Genomic DNA, 11,276 nt, shown 5'->3' with positions numbered 1-11,276 from the left:
CATGGCGCTCAACGGGATCGACGCCGTCACCTTCGGCGTCGCGGACATGGACGCCGCGCGCCGCTTCTGCCTGGATTGGGGGCTCGCGCAGGTCGAGGCAGGGCGCGACCGGCTGCTGTTCCGCACGCGGGACGGCGGGGATGTCATCGTCCGGCCGCAGGATGCGCCGGACCTGCCGACGGCGGTCGAGCCGGGCAACACGGTCCGCGAGATCACCTGGGGCGCCGCGAACGACGCCGAACTGAAGGCCACGCTGGACCGCCTTCGCGCCCGCGGCATGCTGGTCGAGGACAACGAGGTCTATGCGCGAGACCCGAACGGGCTGCACCTGTCCTTCCGCGTGTCGCGGCGCCAGCCCGTGTCCGTGACGCCGACACCGGTGAACGCACCGGGCGCTCATAACCGCGTGGACCGCAGGTCGCCGATCCATGAGCGGGCCGAGCCGATCCAGATCGGGCATGTCGTCCTCTTCGCGGCCGACTTCGCGGCGATGCGGGACTTCTACCTCGACGCGATGGGCCTGATCCTGTCGGACGAATACCCGGGCCACGGCGTCTTCATGCGCTGCCAGACGCGGGGGGAGCACCACAACCTCTTCGTCCTGAACCGCCCCGGAAAACCCGGCGTGAACCACGTGGCATTCACCGTCACCGACATCCACGAGGTGATCGGCGGCGGCATCGCGATGGCGAAGAAGGGCTGGAAGACGGAGATCGGGCCGGGGCGGCACCCCATTTCTTCCGCTTATTTCTGGTACTTCCACAACCCGCTCGGCGCGCCGGTGGAGTACTACGCCGACGATGATTTCTGCACCGAGAACTGGACGCCTGGACAGTTCGTCCGCAAGCCCGAGCTCTTCGCCGAATGGGCGATCGCCGGCGGCATCGACGGCACCACGCGTCGCCAGGTCGTGGCGCAGGACGACAGCGGGCGCGGCCGCGCGTGACGCCCGCGCTGCGCCGCCTGATCGCGGTCGAGGCGCATCGGCGCGCGGCGGGCCGGATCGCGACATTGGTCCATTCCTTGGGCACGGGCGAAAGCTTTGCCGTGCGCGCCGGTGCGGACGGGTTCACGGATGAGGAGAGCGGGCTATCCGCCCGCCTGTTGCCGGACGGTGCGTTGGAAGCCGGCGCGTCCCGTATCCGGCTGACCGCGGACGGCGACGTGCTGTTCCGCGGGCAGGACCTGACGACCGGCGAGCGGCTCACGGGTCGCGCCGGCGGGGGCGCGATCGTCACGCTCTATGACGGGGACGGCTGGTTCCAGTACCACCTCGTCACGGACGGCACGTGATCACCACGACCGCGCTGGAAGAGTTCATCGGGCGCCACCGGGCGATCTTCGTCCTGACGGGTGCGGGGTGCAGCACGGGTTCCGGCATCCCCGATTACCGCGACGAGGCCGGCGCCTGGAAACGCTCGCAGCCCATGACATTCCAAGCCTTCACGGGAAGCGAGGCGGCGCGGCAACGTTACTGGGCCCGCAGCATGATCGGCTGGCCGCGTATGGCCGCCACGCGCCCGAATGGCGCCCATGCCGCGCTCGCCCGGCTGGAAAGCGCGGGGCGCTGCGCGGTGCTGCTGACCCAGAACGTGGACGGCCTGCACCAGCGCGCGGGCAGTCGGCGCGTCGTGGACCTGCATGGGCGGCTGGACCTGGTGCGGTGCCTCGGATGCGGCCGGACCCTGCCGCGCGAGGCGATGCAGGAAGCCATGATCGTCCTCAACCCCGGCTGGGGCGACCTGCAGGCGGCGGAGGCGCCGGACGGCGATGCCGAACTCGAGACCGCCGACTTCGCTCGCTTTTCCGTCCCACCCTGCCCGGCCTGCGGCGCCGTACTGAAGCCTGACGTCGTCTTCTTCGGGGAGAACGTGCCGAAGGACCGCGTCACGGCGGCGTACGACGCGCTGGGACGAGCCGATGCCGTGCTGGTCGTCGGATCTTCGCTGATGGTCTGGTCCGGCTTTCGCTTCGTCCAGGCCGCGGTGGCCGCGGGCAAGCCGATCGCGGCGGTGAACCGCGGCCGCACGCGGGCGGACGACCTGCTGACCCTGAAGGTCGTGGCGGACTGCGCCGAGTCGCTGTCCTTCCTCCTGTAATGCCATGGCGGTAAGTCCGGCGCTCCGCCGCCTTCGCGCGCTGGCCCGCGCGGCCACGCTGTTTCAGCCGACCACGCTGACGGCCGCCATCCAGCGGCTCGGCTTCGTGCAGGCCGACCCGATCCGCGCGCCGGCGCGGGCGCAGGACCTGATCCTGCGCCACCGCGTGACGGGCTATCGGGCCGGCGACCTGGAACGACGCTTCGCCACGTCCGGGCTGGAGGAGGATTTCCTTTTCGCCCACGGCTTCATGCCGGCGGGGACGCGCGCGCTGCTGCATCCGCGACACGGGGGCGGAGCCCTTCCGCCGGCCGGCCTGCCGGCGGAGGTGCTGGACTTCGTTCGCGCGCGCGGCCCGACGCACCCCCGTGACCTCGAGGCCCGCTTCGGGCGGGAGCGCGCGGTCAACGGGTGGGGCGGCTTCTCCAAGGCGACGACGCGGGCGCTGGAGGAATTGCATCACCACGGCTGGGTCCGTGTCGCGGGCCGCCGCGACGGGATCCGGCTCTACGAGGCCTGCGCGCCGGTGATCGGTGCGGTGCCGGAAGGGCGGGCGCGGGAAGCCGTTCTGCTGGTCGCGCGTATCCTGGCGCCTGTCCCGATCGTCAGCCTGCGCGGGGCCCTGTCGCTCATGGCGCGGCACAATCCGGGACTGGGTTCGTTGGCGCCCGTGGTGGCTGACGCGCTGCGGAGCGGCGCGCTGGCTCAGGAGGAGGTCCAGGGCGAGATCTATGTCAGCCCGGCCGCGGACTCTGACGCGCGGCAACCGGAAGCGCCGCAGGACGTGCGGTTCCTCGCACCCTTCGACCCAATCGTCTGGGACCGGCGGCGGTTCGAGCACCTTTGGGGCTGGGCGTATCGGTTCGAGGCCTATACGCCGCCGCAGAAGCGGCAGTTCGGCTACTACGCGCTGCCGTTGCTCTGGGGCGATGCGGTCATCGGCTGGGCGAATGTCGGGGTGGTGGGCAGCAGGCTGGATGTGGCGCTGGGCTACGCGGGGACGGTGCCGCGTGGGGCACGCTTCCGCCGCGCGCTCGATGCGGAAGTCGCCCGCTTCGAACGCTTCCTGGCACCGCGGACCCGCCGGGCGACCTGACGGACCCGGGGCGAGCGGTCAGGCCGCCTCGAACCGCACTGTCTCCGGCGCGCTGGTGCCGACGACGTTCCAGACGGTGGCGGGACCAATGCCGTCGTTGCGGAACCAGTGGCGGCGACCGGCGGGCGTCAGCAGCAGGTCGCGCGGGCCGAGTTCCGTCTGGACGCTGCGGCCGTCCTCCTCCCACCCCACGGTGAGGGAGCCTTCCAGCACCATGAACGCGTCTTCCACGTCGCGGGCGTAAGGCTTCACGCCGACGCCGGCCGGCACGCCGAGCATGTCCTTGCGGCAGGTGTCGCTCTCGATCCCGCCGGGGCCAACATACACGCGGCGCTGGACGCCTGAGGCCTCGCGGATCGCCGGCTGCTCGGATCGGCGGATGACGTAACGCGCCATCTGCTGCTGCAGCGGGTGGCTTCCGTCCGGGTCGAAGGGCAGGGTCTTGCCCGGCGCCGCGCCGAAGGACCGCGCCAGGGCGGGGTCGATGCCCATCTTCGGGTGGTAGAGGTATCGCGGCGGCAGCGGCTTCCCGACATCCACGGAGATCGACATCAGCACAGGCTCCACGCCGTCGTTGCGGAAGCCGTGGCCGACGTCGCGGGCGTTGAGGATCATGTCGCCGGGGCCGAGGCGGACTTCCACGACCTCGCCGTCCCGTTCCCAGCCCACCGTCAGCACGCCTTGGATGATCAGGAACGATTCCTCGATCTCGTGCGCATGGCACGCCGCGTATTTGCCGACGTGCTTGTAGATGAGGGATAGCGTGAAGTGCTCGGGCGCCAGCGTCCCGGCCTCGCCGACCTTCGGCGAGCCGCCGGCACCGACGTAGCGCATCTGCGCCCGCTCCAGTTCGGGATAGCCGCGATTGGACGGGAAGGCGTCCCAGTCGAAGGTCTTGTCCACGTGTCGCACGACGTGGCGACGGAACTCGGTCTGGAGAGTGGAGATCGGGGCGATGACGTTCATGGTCCGGGTCTTCCTGGTGCGGCGGGTGATAGCGCCGGGCGGGGAGGCGTGGCAGGCTGCGTTTGATGGGTGAAACGCCCGACCGCTACGTCGTCTCCGCACTGGCCCGCGGCCTTGCCGCCTTGCAGGCGTTCGGCCCTGGGCGCGACCGGATGACCCTCGGCGAACTCGCTGCGGCGACGGGCGTCACCAAGTCCGCCGTGTTCCGCACGGCGCATACCCTGACGCAGTTGGGTTTCCTGCTGCATGACCCCCGATCGCGGACCTACGCACTCGGACCTGCGGTGCTGCGATTGGCAACGGGGGCGCTTGCGGCGCGGGAGGTGCTGCAGGCGGCGCTCCCCGTCCTCGATCGGCTGCGTGACGAGACCGGGTGGTCCGCGCATCTCGGCGTGCTGGACGGGCGGGAGGTCGTCTACCTCCTTCGCGCCCCGGCCGCGCCGCGAGAGGGCATCGTCCATGTCGGCAGCCGCCTTCCCGCCCATGCCACGGCCATGGGCCGGGTCCTCCTCGCGGGACTACCGGATCAGGAACTGGCGAAGCGCTACCGGGACGCCACGCTCCCTCGGATCGGCCCGCGCACGCCGACGACGCTGGCGATGCTGCTCGCACAGGCGCGGCGGGACCGCGGGGCGCGACAGGTCGGCCATCTCGGCGACTTCGAGGCGGGGATCGCCAGCATCGCCGCCCCGATCCGGGAGGGCGGCGCCGTCGTCGCGGCGATCAACGTCACAGTTCCGCTGGCTGAGGCACGGGAGGTGGCCCGTGCCACCGCGACGCGAGCCTTGCTGGAGGCGGCGGATGCCATCTCGGCGGCGCTCGCCGGTCCCTGATTGCCGTCATTCGCGCGGCGCATTGGCGTGCCCCGGCCACGTTCCCACCTGCCCCGTATCAGCACGGAGACGACCATGACGTGGCGTGGCGAAGACCCCATCCCCGGCGACGCGCGGTCCTGCGAGGCCATCGACCTCGTCATCATCCCGCGCGCGCGGGACATCGGCGACTTCGAGGTCCGCCGCGCACTGCCCTCGGCGAAGCGCCAGATGGTCGGGCCCTTCATCTTCTTCGACCAGATGGGGCCGGCCGAGATCCTGCCGGGCAAGGGCATGGACGTTCGCCCGCACCCGCATATCGGCCTTTCGACGGTGACCTACCTCTTCGAGGGCGAGATCCACCACAAGGACAGCCTCGGCACCGACCTGCCGATCCGGCCCGGTGCGCTGAACTGGATGACAGCGGGGCGCGGCATCGCGCATTCCGAACGCTCGGGTCCCGAGTTCCGGGCGACCGGCGGCCGCGTCTCCGGCATCCAGTCCTGGGTCGCCCTGCCGCGCGCGCAGGAGGAACGGGATCCGTCCTTCGTTCACCACGCGGCGGAGGACTTGCCGATGCTGGACGGGGAGGGGAAGCGCGTGCGCGTCATCGCGGGCGACTTCATGGGTGCAAGGTCCCCCGCCGCGGTGCTGCATCCCACGCTCTACGCCGACGTGATGCTGGACGCGGCCGCCGCCCTGCCGCTGGATGCGGAGCACGAGGAGCGCGCGATCTACACGGTGGACGGGATCGTGGACATCGCCGGCGACCGGTTCGAGCCGGGTCAGTTGCTCGTCTTCAAGCCGGGCGACCGCATCACGATCCGCGCGGCGGACGGCCCCGCGCGTTTCATGGCGCTCGGTGGCGCGCCGATGGACGGGCCGCGGCACATCTGGTGGAACTTCGTCCATTCCTCCCGCGACCGGATCGAGGCCGCGAAAGCTGACTGGACGTCCGGGCGTTTCGGCCAGGTGCCGGGCGACGACGAGTTCATCCCGCTGCCCGAGCCGACGCCACCGCCTGTCCGGTATCCCTGACACGCGACGCACGCGACCGTTCCGCCGTCCGCGCGGGACGCGTCCGCGACGACCAGCCCGCATCATCCCCCCGGCTGCTTCCCCGCCAAGCGGTCGGGTGGGAGGAACCGGGATGAGCCGCCTGACGATCTACGACGCCTTGAACGGCCTCGCTCTGACGAGCCTCGCCGTGCTGTTCGCCTGGTCCGCAGGAAGCGGCGCCTGGGCGCAGGAGGAGGTACTTTTCCTCGTCGCCTTGCCGCTGTTGCTGATCGGCGGGGTGTTCGCGGCGTCACTGATGCTGCGCCGGACGCGGCCGGAGCCGGCGGAGGAATGCGCGGCGAGTCTGGTCCTCCCGTCCGTGCTCGTCCTCGGTGCGATGGTCGCGTCACTCGCCTGAGGCCAGCACGCGACCGGCGCAACATTACCCGTTCCGGACGAGACCGGGCAGCGCGATCCGCACGGCCGCGAGGCGGGCACCCGCGGGGGCCGTGTCGAGGGCCGACGCCATCATCAACCCGTCGATCGCGAGACGCACGAGTTCCGCCCTCCCCGGCGGCACGCCGTCCCCGATCATCGGGCGCTGCCACTCCCCGGTAGACGCCGCGACCATCGCGGCGAGACGCGGGTCCGACACGATCGCTGCGACCAGGGTGGGGATGAGCGTCCCGTTCCGCTCGACCTCGGCGGAGGTCGTCTCGACCAGCGCGGGCCCGAAGCGGTGGCCCGCGGCGAGGCGTGCCTGCAGCGCTTGATCGAAGGCGGCGGCCACGTCCTCCAGCAGTGCGGCGAGCATCGTCTCCTTGCCCGCGAAGTAGTGGAAGGAGGCGCCCTTGCTGACGCCGGCGCGGGTCACGATGCGATCCACGCCGAGCGCCGCGGCGCCGCCTTCCCGCGCCAGGACGGATGCGGCGTCGAGGATCGCGGCGCGTGCGTCACGCCGGATCACGACCCCGGCTTCAGGACCACCAGCAGCGCGATGATCGTCGTCACGAGCAGGATCAGCGCGGGCGTGCGGCCGATCCAGGCCGGCGGCTTGGTGCTGCCCTCGGCCAGCCGGCGCAGCCGGCCGGAGAGGATGCCATGCACAGCCGTCAGCCCGACGACGAGCAGCAGCTTCCCGTGCAGCCAGGGCGAGCGGAACCAGCCGCCATCCACTGCGAGGTAGAGCCCAAGCGCCAGGGTCAGGATCATCGCGGGCGTCGTGACGCGGGTTCCGAAGCGCCGGACGGCGGCGACGGTCTCGGACGCCGGCCGCGCGGCCAGCACGACCGCCGCCGCGATCATGCCCGCCATCCAGGCGACCATCGCCGCGACGTGCAGCGCCTTGAGGGTGAGATACATCAGGCCTCCGCCATCCGGCGCAGCCGCCGGTCGTTCAGGAAGGTGCCGACGGGGATCAGGCAGGCTTGCGCCGCCCGGGCCGCGTCGCGCCGGGCCCGGGTGCCGTCCGAAACCGCGCCGATCAGCGCGGCGAGGTAGCGCATGAAGGCCTGACCGTGGACCGAACCCATCAGGCGCACGGCCTCCAGCAGGCCGGCGACGTGCTTCAGGGGCACCGCGGCGAGCAGCAGCAGGAGGGTCGTACCGTCCAGCAGGCCGGCGGCACGGAGCCGGGCGAGGGAGGTCCTGAGCATGGGCACGGCGTACCGACCGGTCGGTCAGCGTGGAAGGATCATGTCGGGGTCCCGGCCCGCGCCGCCCGCAGCCCCTCCATGATCTCCGGCATGCGCGCCCGGGCCTGGTCCTGCAGCCCGTCGTAGAGGCTGTTCCCCCGCGCATCGATCCCGACCGTCAGGGGCCCCAGCCCGCGCACGCGCAGCGTGACCAGGCGGTAGTGGCTGATGAAATCGTCCCAGTGCACGGCGACGACGGCCTCGATCGCCTCCGTCAGCAGCGTCGCACCGCCGCCGAGGAAGGAGAGGTACACGCAGCCCGTGTCCTTCATTGCCGCCGCGCTCGCCGCATCCAGCCCGCCCTTGCCGCCGACGGCACGAAGACCGAGGTCGCGGATGAAGCGAGGCATCAGCGGATTGAAGCGGGTCGAGGTCGTCGGGTTCATGTAGAGGACCTCGAACCCCGCTGGGGTGTCGCGGGAGTAGGAGCCGAGGTGGAACAGCGTCCCGCCCCGGAAGTCCACGGGCAGCGGGCGGCCCTCGTCCAGGTGTTGTGCGATCCGCTGATGCGTCGGCAGGCCCGCGGTGATCGTGATCTCCCCATCCAGCGTGACGAGGTCGCCGGCGCGGAGGTCGCGCACCGCGTGCTCCGACAGCGGCGTCGTCAGGCGGTGTTCGCGCAGCGCGGTCATTCCAGCCGCTCCACCGTGCCGTCCGCGTGGATGCGCGCGCGGGTTCGTCGGTTGATCCAGCAGTTGAAGCACACCGCGACCGGCGTGAAGCCGTGGCCCGAGGCCCATTCGACGTGCACGCCGAGCGTCGTCGTGTCGCCGCCCGTGCCCATCGGTCCGAAGCCCGTCTTGTTGACGGCCGCGGTCAGCCGTTCCTCCATCGCCCCGACGGTCGGGTCTGGGTTGCGGCTGCCCATGGGCCGGAGCGTCGCGAGCTTCGCAATCTTCGCGCAGTGGTCGAAGGTGCCGCCGATGCCGACGCCGATGACGACGGGCGGGCAGTGCTGGGATCCGGCCTTCAGGACGCATTCCATCACGTATTCCTCGATCCTCTCCAGTGTGGGGAAGGAGAAGATCTCCAGCGCCGCCCAGCGGCCGGAGCCCAGCGCCTTGGGAGAGCAGGTGATGTCGGTGAAGTCCTCGCCCGTCACGTCCCAGGTGACGATGGGCATGTCGCGTCCCGCGTATCCCCGTTCGTTCGTCAGCGGGTTCGTGACATGCTTCAGGATCGGCGGCTTGATGCGCTCCACCAGTTCCGCGAAGCCGTCCACGATGCCGCGCTTGATGTCGCCCTGGATCGGGACGCCGGTGCCGAGTTTCACGAAGTAGACGGGCACGCCGGAGTCCGAACAGACGAGGGTGCCGCGCGTCTCGGCGGCGATCGCGCTCTTCAGCATGATCCCGAGGGTGCGGCGGGCCAGTTCGTTCGTTTCGCTCTCGACGGCGCGCGCCAGCGCCGCCTTGGTATCGTCCGGCACCTTCTTCAGCGACCACTCGTAGAGGTCGGCGGTGACACGCTTCATCAGGTCGTAGGTGAGGGCCAAGGCCACCATCCCCCAAGGGTCAGAGGCACAAAGGTCAGGCTTATGGCCTTTCGGTGGCGCCGCGGCTATACCCCGGGCGATGCCCGATGCGACGCGGGAGCGGCTGCTCCTCCTCTGCCCCGTTCCCGCCGACCTCCGCGCGGCCCTGTCCGGGCGCTATGACGTGACGGAGGATCGCGCAGACCCGCCGCGCCTCGCCGTGACCACGAGCATGAAGGGGCTGGATGCGGCAACGCTGGATGCCCTGCCCGCGCTGCGAATGGTGGCGTGCCAGGGCGTGGGGCTGGACCGGATCGACCTGCCCGCCGCCCGGGCGCGCGGCGTCGCGGTGTCCCACACGCCGGATGTGCTGACGGAGGACGTGGCGGATTTCGCGATCGCGCTGATGTACGCGGTGGTCCGTCGCACCGGGGAAGCCGATCGCTTCGTCCGTGCCGGCCGGTGGTCGCGAGAGCGGATGACGCCGGGCACTCGCCTGCACGGGAAAACCTGCGGCATCGTGGGCATGGGGCGGATCGGACAGGCCATCGCGCGCCGCGCCGCGGGGATCGGGATGGTCGTTGCCTGGAACGGGCCGAATCCGAAGCCCGCGCTGCCCTATGCCTACGAACCCGACCTGCGGCGGCTGGCCGAGGTCTCGGACGTGCTGATCCTCGCGATGCCCGGCGGGCCTGAAACGACGGGGATGGTGGACGGCGCCGTCCTATCGGCTCTCGGCTCCCGCGGGTTTCTCGTCAACATCGCGCGGGGGTCCGTGGTGGACGAGGCGGCGCTGCTGCAGGCGCTCGAGACGGGCGGGATCGCCGGTGCGGGCCTCGACGTCTTCGCGACGGAGCCTGGCCTCGATCCGCGCTTCGTTGCGCTGGAGAATGTCGCCCTCGCCCCTCACTACGCCTCCGTCACGCACGAGACGCGGCAGGCGATGATTGCGCGCATGCTCGACGACCTCGACGCCTTCGCGAAGGGGCGTCCCTTCCTCAACGTCGCGGCGTGACGACCCGTCCACCGACGGCGGCGCCGGATCTCTCGCGCTCCGCGGTCTCACGCTACATCCAGCTGGGAACGCTGTTCCGGGGCCGGATCGCGTCCGGTGCCTGGGCCGTCGGCGCGCGCATCCCGACCGTGGACGAGCTGGCGGAGGAATGCGGCGTCGCCCGTGCGACGATCCGCCAGGCGCTGGACGGGCTGGAAGCGGAAGGACTGATCGAGCGCTTCCGCGCCAAGGGCACCTTCGTCCGCGCCACGCCGAGCGACGGGCTGTGGTGCGAGGTGGAGACGGACTGGAACGGCCTGCTCCGCTCCCGCGACGGCGCGGAGATCGAAGTGCTGGCGGAGGAGCCAGGGGTACCCGGCGACCGGATCCGGGACGCCACGGGCCTCCGCGCCCCGGCCTACCGCCACTGGCGCCGGCGCCACCACCGGGACGGGCGGCCCTTCCTGCTGGCCGACGTCTACCTGGATGAGCGGCTGGCGGCGCACGTCTCCGCCGAGGACCTGCGCAGCCGGACCGCGCTCCGCCTCGTCGCCGGCCTGCCCGGCGTGCGGATCGCGGATGCGCGGCAGACGCTCACGATCGGCGCGGCGGACCTGGAGACGGCGGCCGCGCTGGGCGTCCCGCTGAACGCGCCGGTCGCTTACGTGCATCGCGCGGCGGTGGACTCGCACGGCACGCTCGTCCTCGTCGCCGAGGGAATCTACCGCGGCGACGTGGTGCGGGTGGACTTCAAGTTGCGTCCACCGGACCTCAAGCCGGGGTGAAGCAGGGCATCTTCTGGCCGCCCTCCGCCTCCGCGAAGACCAGCCGCACGGCGTCGCCGATGCGAAGCGCGTTCGGGTCGCAGTCCACGATGTTCGTGAAGACGCGGGGTCCTTCCGCCAGTTCGACGTAGGCGACCGCGGTCGGGCTGGGGCCGCGCATCACCGTCACGGAGTGGATCGTCCCCCGGCCGCTCGCAGGCACGGTCGTCACGTTCGTCGTCAGCGTGAAGGGCGAGACGCCGCGCGGGTAGAAGAAGGGACGGCCCGTGTCCTGGCAAAGGCCGAGCAGAAGGACGCGGGCATTCGCCGCCTCGAAGAAGGCGCGGTTGTCCGGGTCGGGTGTCGGGGCGAGCATCG

Annotated in this window: 16 protein-coding genes; 9 read left to right on the top strand and 7 right to left on the bottom strand. The window is 71.4% G+C overall.

Annotated elements, in window-relative coordinates:
- Position 1: 1 nt before the first annotated feature.
- From ACE7GA_RS03315 to ACE7GA_RS03300, 4 genes are read left to right on the top strand one after another with little or no spacing between them, the layout of a single operon-like run.
- Positions 2-946 (top strand): VOC family protein, encoded by a 945-nt coding sequence (locus ACE7GA_RS03315; protein WP_376095585.1) that lies wholly within the window; start codon positions 2-4, stop codon positions 944-946.
- On the top strand, positions 943-1,293 hold the full coding sequence (locus ACE7GA_RS03310; protein ID WP_376095582.1) for a hypothetical protein: 351 nt from the start codon (positions 943-945) through the stop codon (positions 1,291-1,293). Before ACE7GA_RS03315 ends, ACE7GA_RS03310 begins: the two co-directional genes overlap by 4 nt.
- Positions 1,290-2,099, top strand: coding sequence for an NAD-dependent protein deacetylase (locus ACE7GA_RS03305; protein WP_376095579.1), 810 nt, complete (start codon positions 1,290-1,292; stop codon positions 2,097-2,099). Before ACE7GA_RS03310 ends, ACE7GA_RS03305 begins: the two co-directional genes overlap by 4 nt.
- A gap of 4 nt (positions 2,100-2,103) precedes the next feature.
- A complete protein-coding gene (locus tag ACE7GA_RS03300) occupies positions 2,104-3,195 on the top strand; it encodes a DNA glycosylase AlkZ-like family protein (RefSeq protein ID WP_376095576.1) in 1,092 nt (363 codons plus the stop codon).
- 18 nt (positions 3,196-3,213) lie between these two features.
- Here the strand turns inward: ACE7GA_RS03300 and ACE7GA_RS03295 are convergent, their stop codons facing one another.
- Positions 3,214-4,161 carry a cupin domain-containing protein gene (locus ACE7GA_RS03295; RefSeq protein WP_376095573.1) on the bottom strand — a complete coding sequence of 316 codons (948 nt, stop codon included), beginning with the start codon at positions 4,159-4,161 and terminating at the stop codon, positions 3,214-3,216.
- 65 nt (positions 4,162-4,226) lie between these two features.
- Between ACE7GA_RS03295 and ACE7GA_RS03290 the strand changes: the two genes are divergently transcribed.
- The 3 genes from ACE7GA_RS03290 (at position 4,227) to ACE7GA_RS03280 (ending at position 6,390) form a co-directional block, all read left to right on the top strand.
- Positions 4,227-4,994, top strand: a complete 768-nt coding sequence (locus ACE7GA_RS03290) for an IclR family transcriptional regulator (RefSeq protein ID WP_376095570.1) — start codon at positions 4,227-4,229, stop codon at positions 4,992-4,994.
- A 75-nt stretch (positions 4,995-5,069) separates the two neighbouring features.
- Complete coding sequence (locus tag ACE7GA_RS03285; protein ID WP_376095567.1) at positions 5,070-6,011, top strand: pirin family protein; 942 nt, start codon at positions 5,070-5,072, stop codon at positions 6,009-6,011.
- Between the two features lie 112 nt (positions 6,012-6,123).
- Positions 6,124-6,390: a hypothetical protein gene (locus tag ACE7GA_RS03280; RefSeq protein ID WP_376095564.1), complete on the top strand. Its 267-nt coding sequence runs from the start codon at positions 6,124-6,126 to the stop codon at positions 6,388-6,390.
- Positions 6,391-6,414: 24 nt separating this feature from the next.
- On the opposite strand, the gene ACE7GA_RS03275 is transcribed toward ACE7GA_RS03280, so the two are convergent.
- Genes ACE7GA_RS03275 through ACE7GA_RS03255 form a run of 5 tightly spaced genes read right to left on the bottom strand, consistent with a single transcriptional unit; the run spans position 6,415 to position 9,170 of the window.
- Positions 6,415-6,939 (bottom strand): TetR/AcrR family transcriptional regulator, encoded by a 525-nt coding sequence (locus ACE7GA_RS03275; RefSeq protein WP_376095561.1) that lies wholly within the window; start codon positions 6,937-6,939, stop codon positions 6,415-6,417.
- A complete protein-coding gene (locus ACE7GA_RS03270) occupies positions 6,936-7,334 on the bottom strand; it encodes a CopD family protein (protein ID WP_376095558.1) in 399 nt (132 codons plus the stop codon). Before ACE7GA_RS03270 ends, ACE7GA_RS03275 begins: the two co-directional genes overlap by 4 nt.
- The gene (locus ACE7GA_RS03265) at positions 7,334-7,627 is read right to left on the bottom strand and encodes a DUF3817 domain-containing protein (RefSeq protein ID WP_376095555.1); all 294 of its coding nucleotides are present in this window, start codon (positions 7,625-7,627) and stop codon (positions 7,334-7,336) included. The genes ACE7GA_RS03270 and ACE7GA_RS03265 overlap by 1 nt, the downstream gene beginning before the upstream one ends.
- 38 nt (positions 7,628-7,665) lie before the next feature.
- On the bottom strand, positions 7,666-8,298 hold the full coding sequence (locus ACE7GA_RS03260) for a fumarate hydratase C-terminal domain-containing protein (protein ID WP_376095552.1): 633 nt from the start codon (positions 8,296-8,298) through the stop codon (positions 7,666-7,668).
- Entirely contained in the window at positions 8,295-9,170 is an 876-nt protein-coding gene (locus tag ACE7GA_RS03255; protein ID WP_376095549.1) for a fumarate hydratase, read from the bottom strand. The genes ACE7GA_RS03260 and ACE7GA_RS03255 overlap by 4 nt, the downstream gene beginning before the upstream one ends.
- A 70-nt stretch (positions 9,171-9,240) precedes the next feature.
- Here ACE7GA_RS03255 and ACE7GA_RS03250 point away from each other — a divergent pair, with 70 nt between their 5' ends.
- Positions 9,241-10,155: a 2-hydroxyacid dehydrogenase gene (locus ACE7GA_RS03250; protein WP_376095546.1), complete on the top strand. Its 915-nt coding sequence runs from the start codon at positions 9,241-9,243 to the stop codon at positions 10,153-10,155.
- Positions 10,152-10,919 carry a GntR family transcriptional regulator gene (locus tag ACE7GA_RS03245; protein WP_376095543.1) on the top strand — a complete coding sequence of 256 codons (768 nt, stop codon included), beginning with the start codon at positions 10,152-10,154 and terminating at the stop codon, positions 10,917-10,919. The genes ACE7GA_RS03250 and ACE7GA_RS03245 overlap by 4 nt, the downstream gene beginning before the upstream one ends.
- On the opposite strand, the gene ACE7GA_RS03240 is transcribed toward ACE7GA_RS03245, so the two are convergent.
- Positions 10,906-11,274 (bottom strand): Zn-ribbon domain-containing OB-fold protein, encoded by a 369-nt coding sequence (locus tag ACE7GA_RS03240; protein WP_376100075.1) that lies wholly within the window; start codon positions 11,272-11,274, stop codon positions 10,906-10,908. The genes ACE7GA_RS03245 and ACE7GA_RS03240 overlap by 14 nt on opposite strands.
- Positions 11,275-11,276: the final 2 nt, after the last annotated feature.

Origin of the sequence: Roseomonas sp. CCTCC AB2023176 (assembly GCF_042259275.1) — a bacterium.
Taxonomy (GTDB): Bacteria; Pseudomonadota; Alphaproteobacteria; order Acetobacterales; family Acetobacteraceae; genus Roseomonas.
This window is presented reverse-complemented; position numbering and strand designations above follow the sequence as displayed.

What these genes read in the sequence shown, in the direction of transcription:
- ACE7GA_RS03240 (WP_376100075.1), bottom strand. Translation starts at nt 11,274, where the DNA reads ATGCTCGCCCCGACACCCGACCCGGACAACCGCGCCTTCTTCGAGGCG.
- ACE7GA_RS03270 (WP_376095558.1), bottom strand. Translation starts at nt 7,334, where the DNA reads ATGTATCTCACCCTCAAGGCGCTGCACGTCGCGGCGATGGTCGCCTGG.
- ACE7GA_RS03260 (WP_376095552.1), bottom strand. Translation starts at nt 8,298, where the DNA reads ATGACCGCGCTGCGCGAACACCGCCTGACGACGCCGCTGTCGGAGCAC.
- ACE7GA_RS03295 (WP_376095573.1), bottom strand. Translation starts at nt 4,161, where the DNA reads ATGAACGTCATCGCCCCGATCTCCACTCTCCAGACCGAGTTCCGTCGC.
- ACE7GA_RS03315 (WP_376095585.1), top strand. Translation starts at nt 2, where the DNA reads ATGGCGCTCAACGGGATCGACGCCGTCACCTTCGGCGTCGCGGACATG.
- ACE7GA_RS03280 (WP_376095564.1), top strand. Translation starts at nt 6,124, where the DNA reads ATGAGCCGCCTGACGATCTACGACGCCTTGAACGGCCTCGCTCTGACG.
- ACE7GA_RS03265 (WP_376095555.1), bottom strand. Translation starts at nt 7,627, where the DNA reads ATGCTCAGGACCTCCCTCGCCCGGCTCCGTGCCGCCGGCCTGCTGGAC.
- ACE7GA_RS03250 (WP_376095546.1), top strand. Translation starts at nt 9,241, where the DNA reads ATGCCCGATGCGACGCGGGAGCGGCTGCTCCTCCTCTGCCCCGTTCCC.
- ACE7GA_RS03255 (WP_376095549.1), bottom strand. Translation starts at nt 9,170, where the DNA reads ATGGTGGCCTTGGCCCTCACCTACGACCTGATGAAGCGTGTCACCGCC.
- ACE7GA_RS03285 (WP_376095567.1), top strand. Translation starts at nt 5,070, where the DNA reads ATGACGTGGCGTGGCGAAGACCCCATCCCCGGCGACGCGCGGTCCTGC.
- ACE7GA_RS03300 (WP_376095576.1), top strand. Translation starts at nt 2,104, where the DNA reads ATGGCGGTAAGTCCGGCGCTCCGCCGCCTTCGCGCGCTGGCCCGCGCG.
- ACE7GA_RS03290 (WP_376095570.1), top strand. Translation starts at nt 4,227, where the DNA reads ATGGGTGAAACGCCCGACCGCTACGTCGTCTCCGCACTGGCCCGCGGC.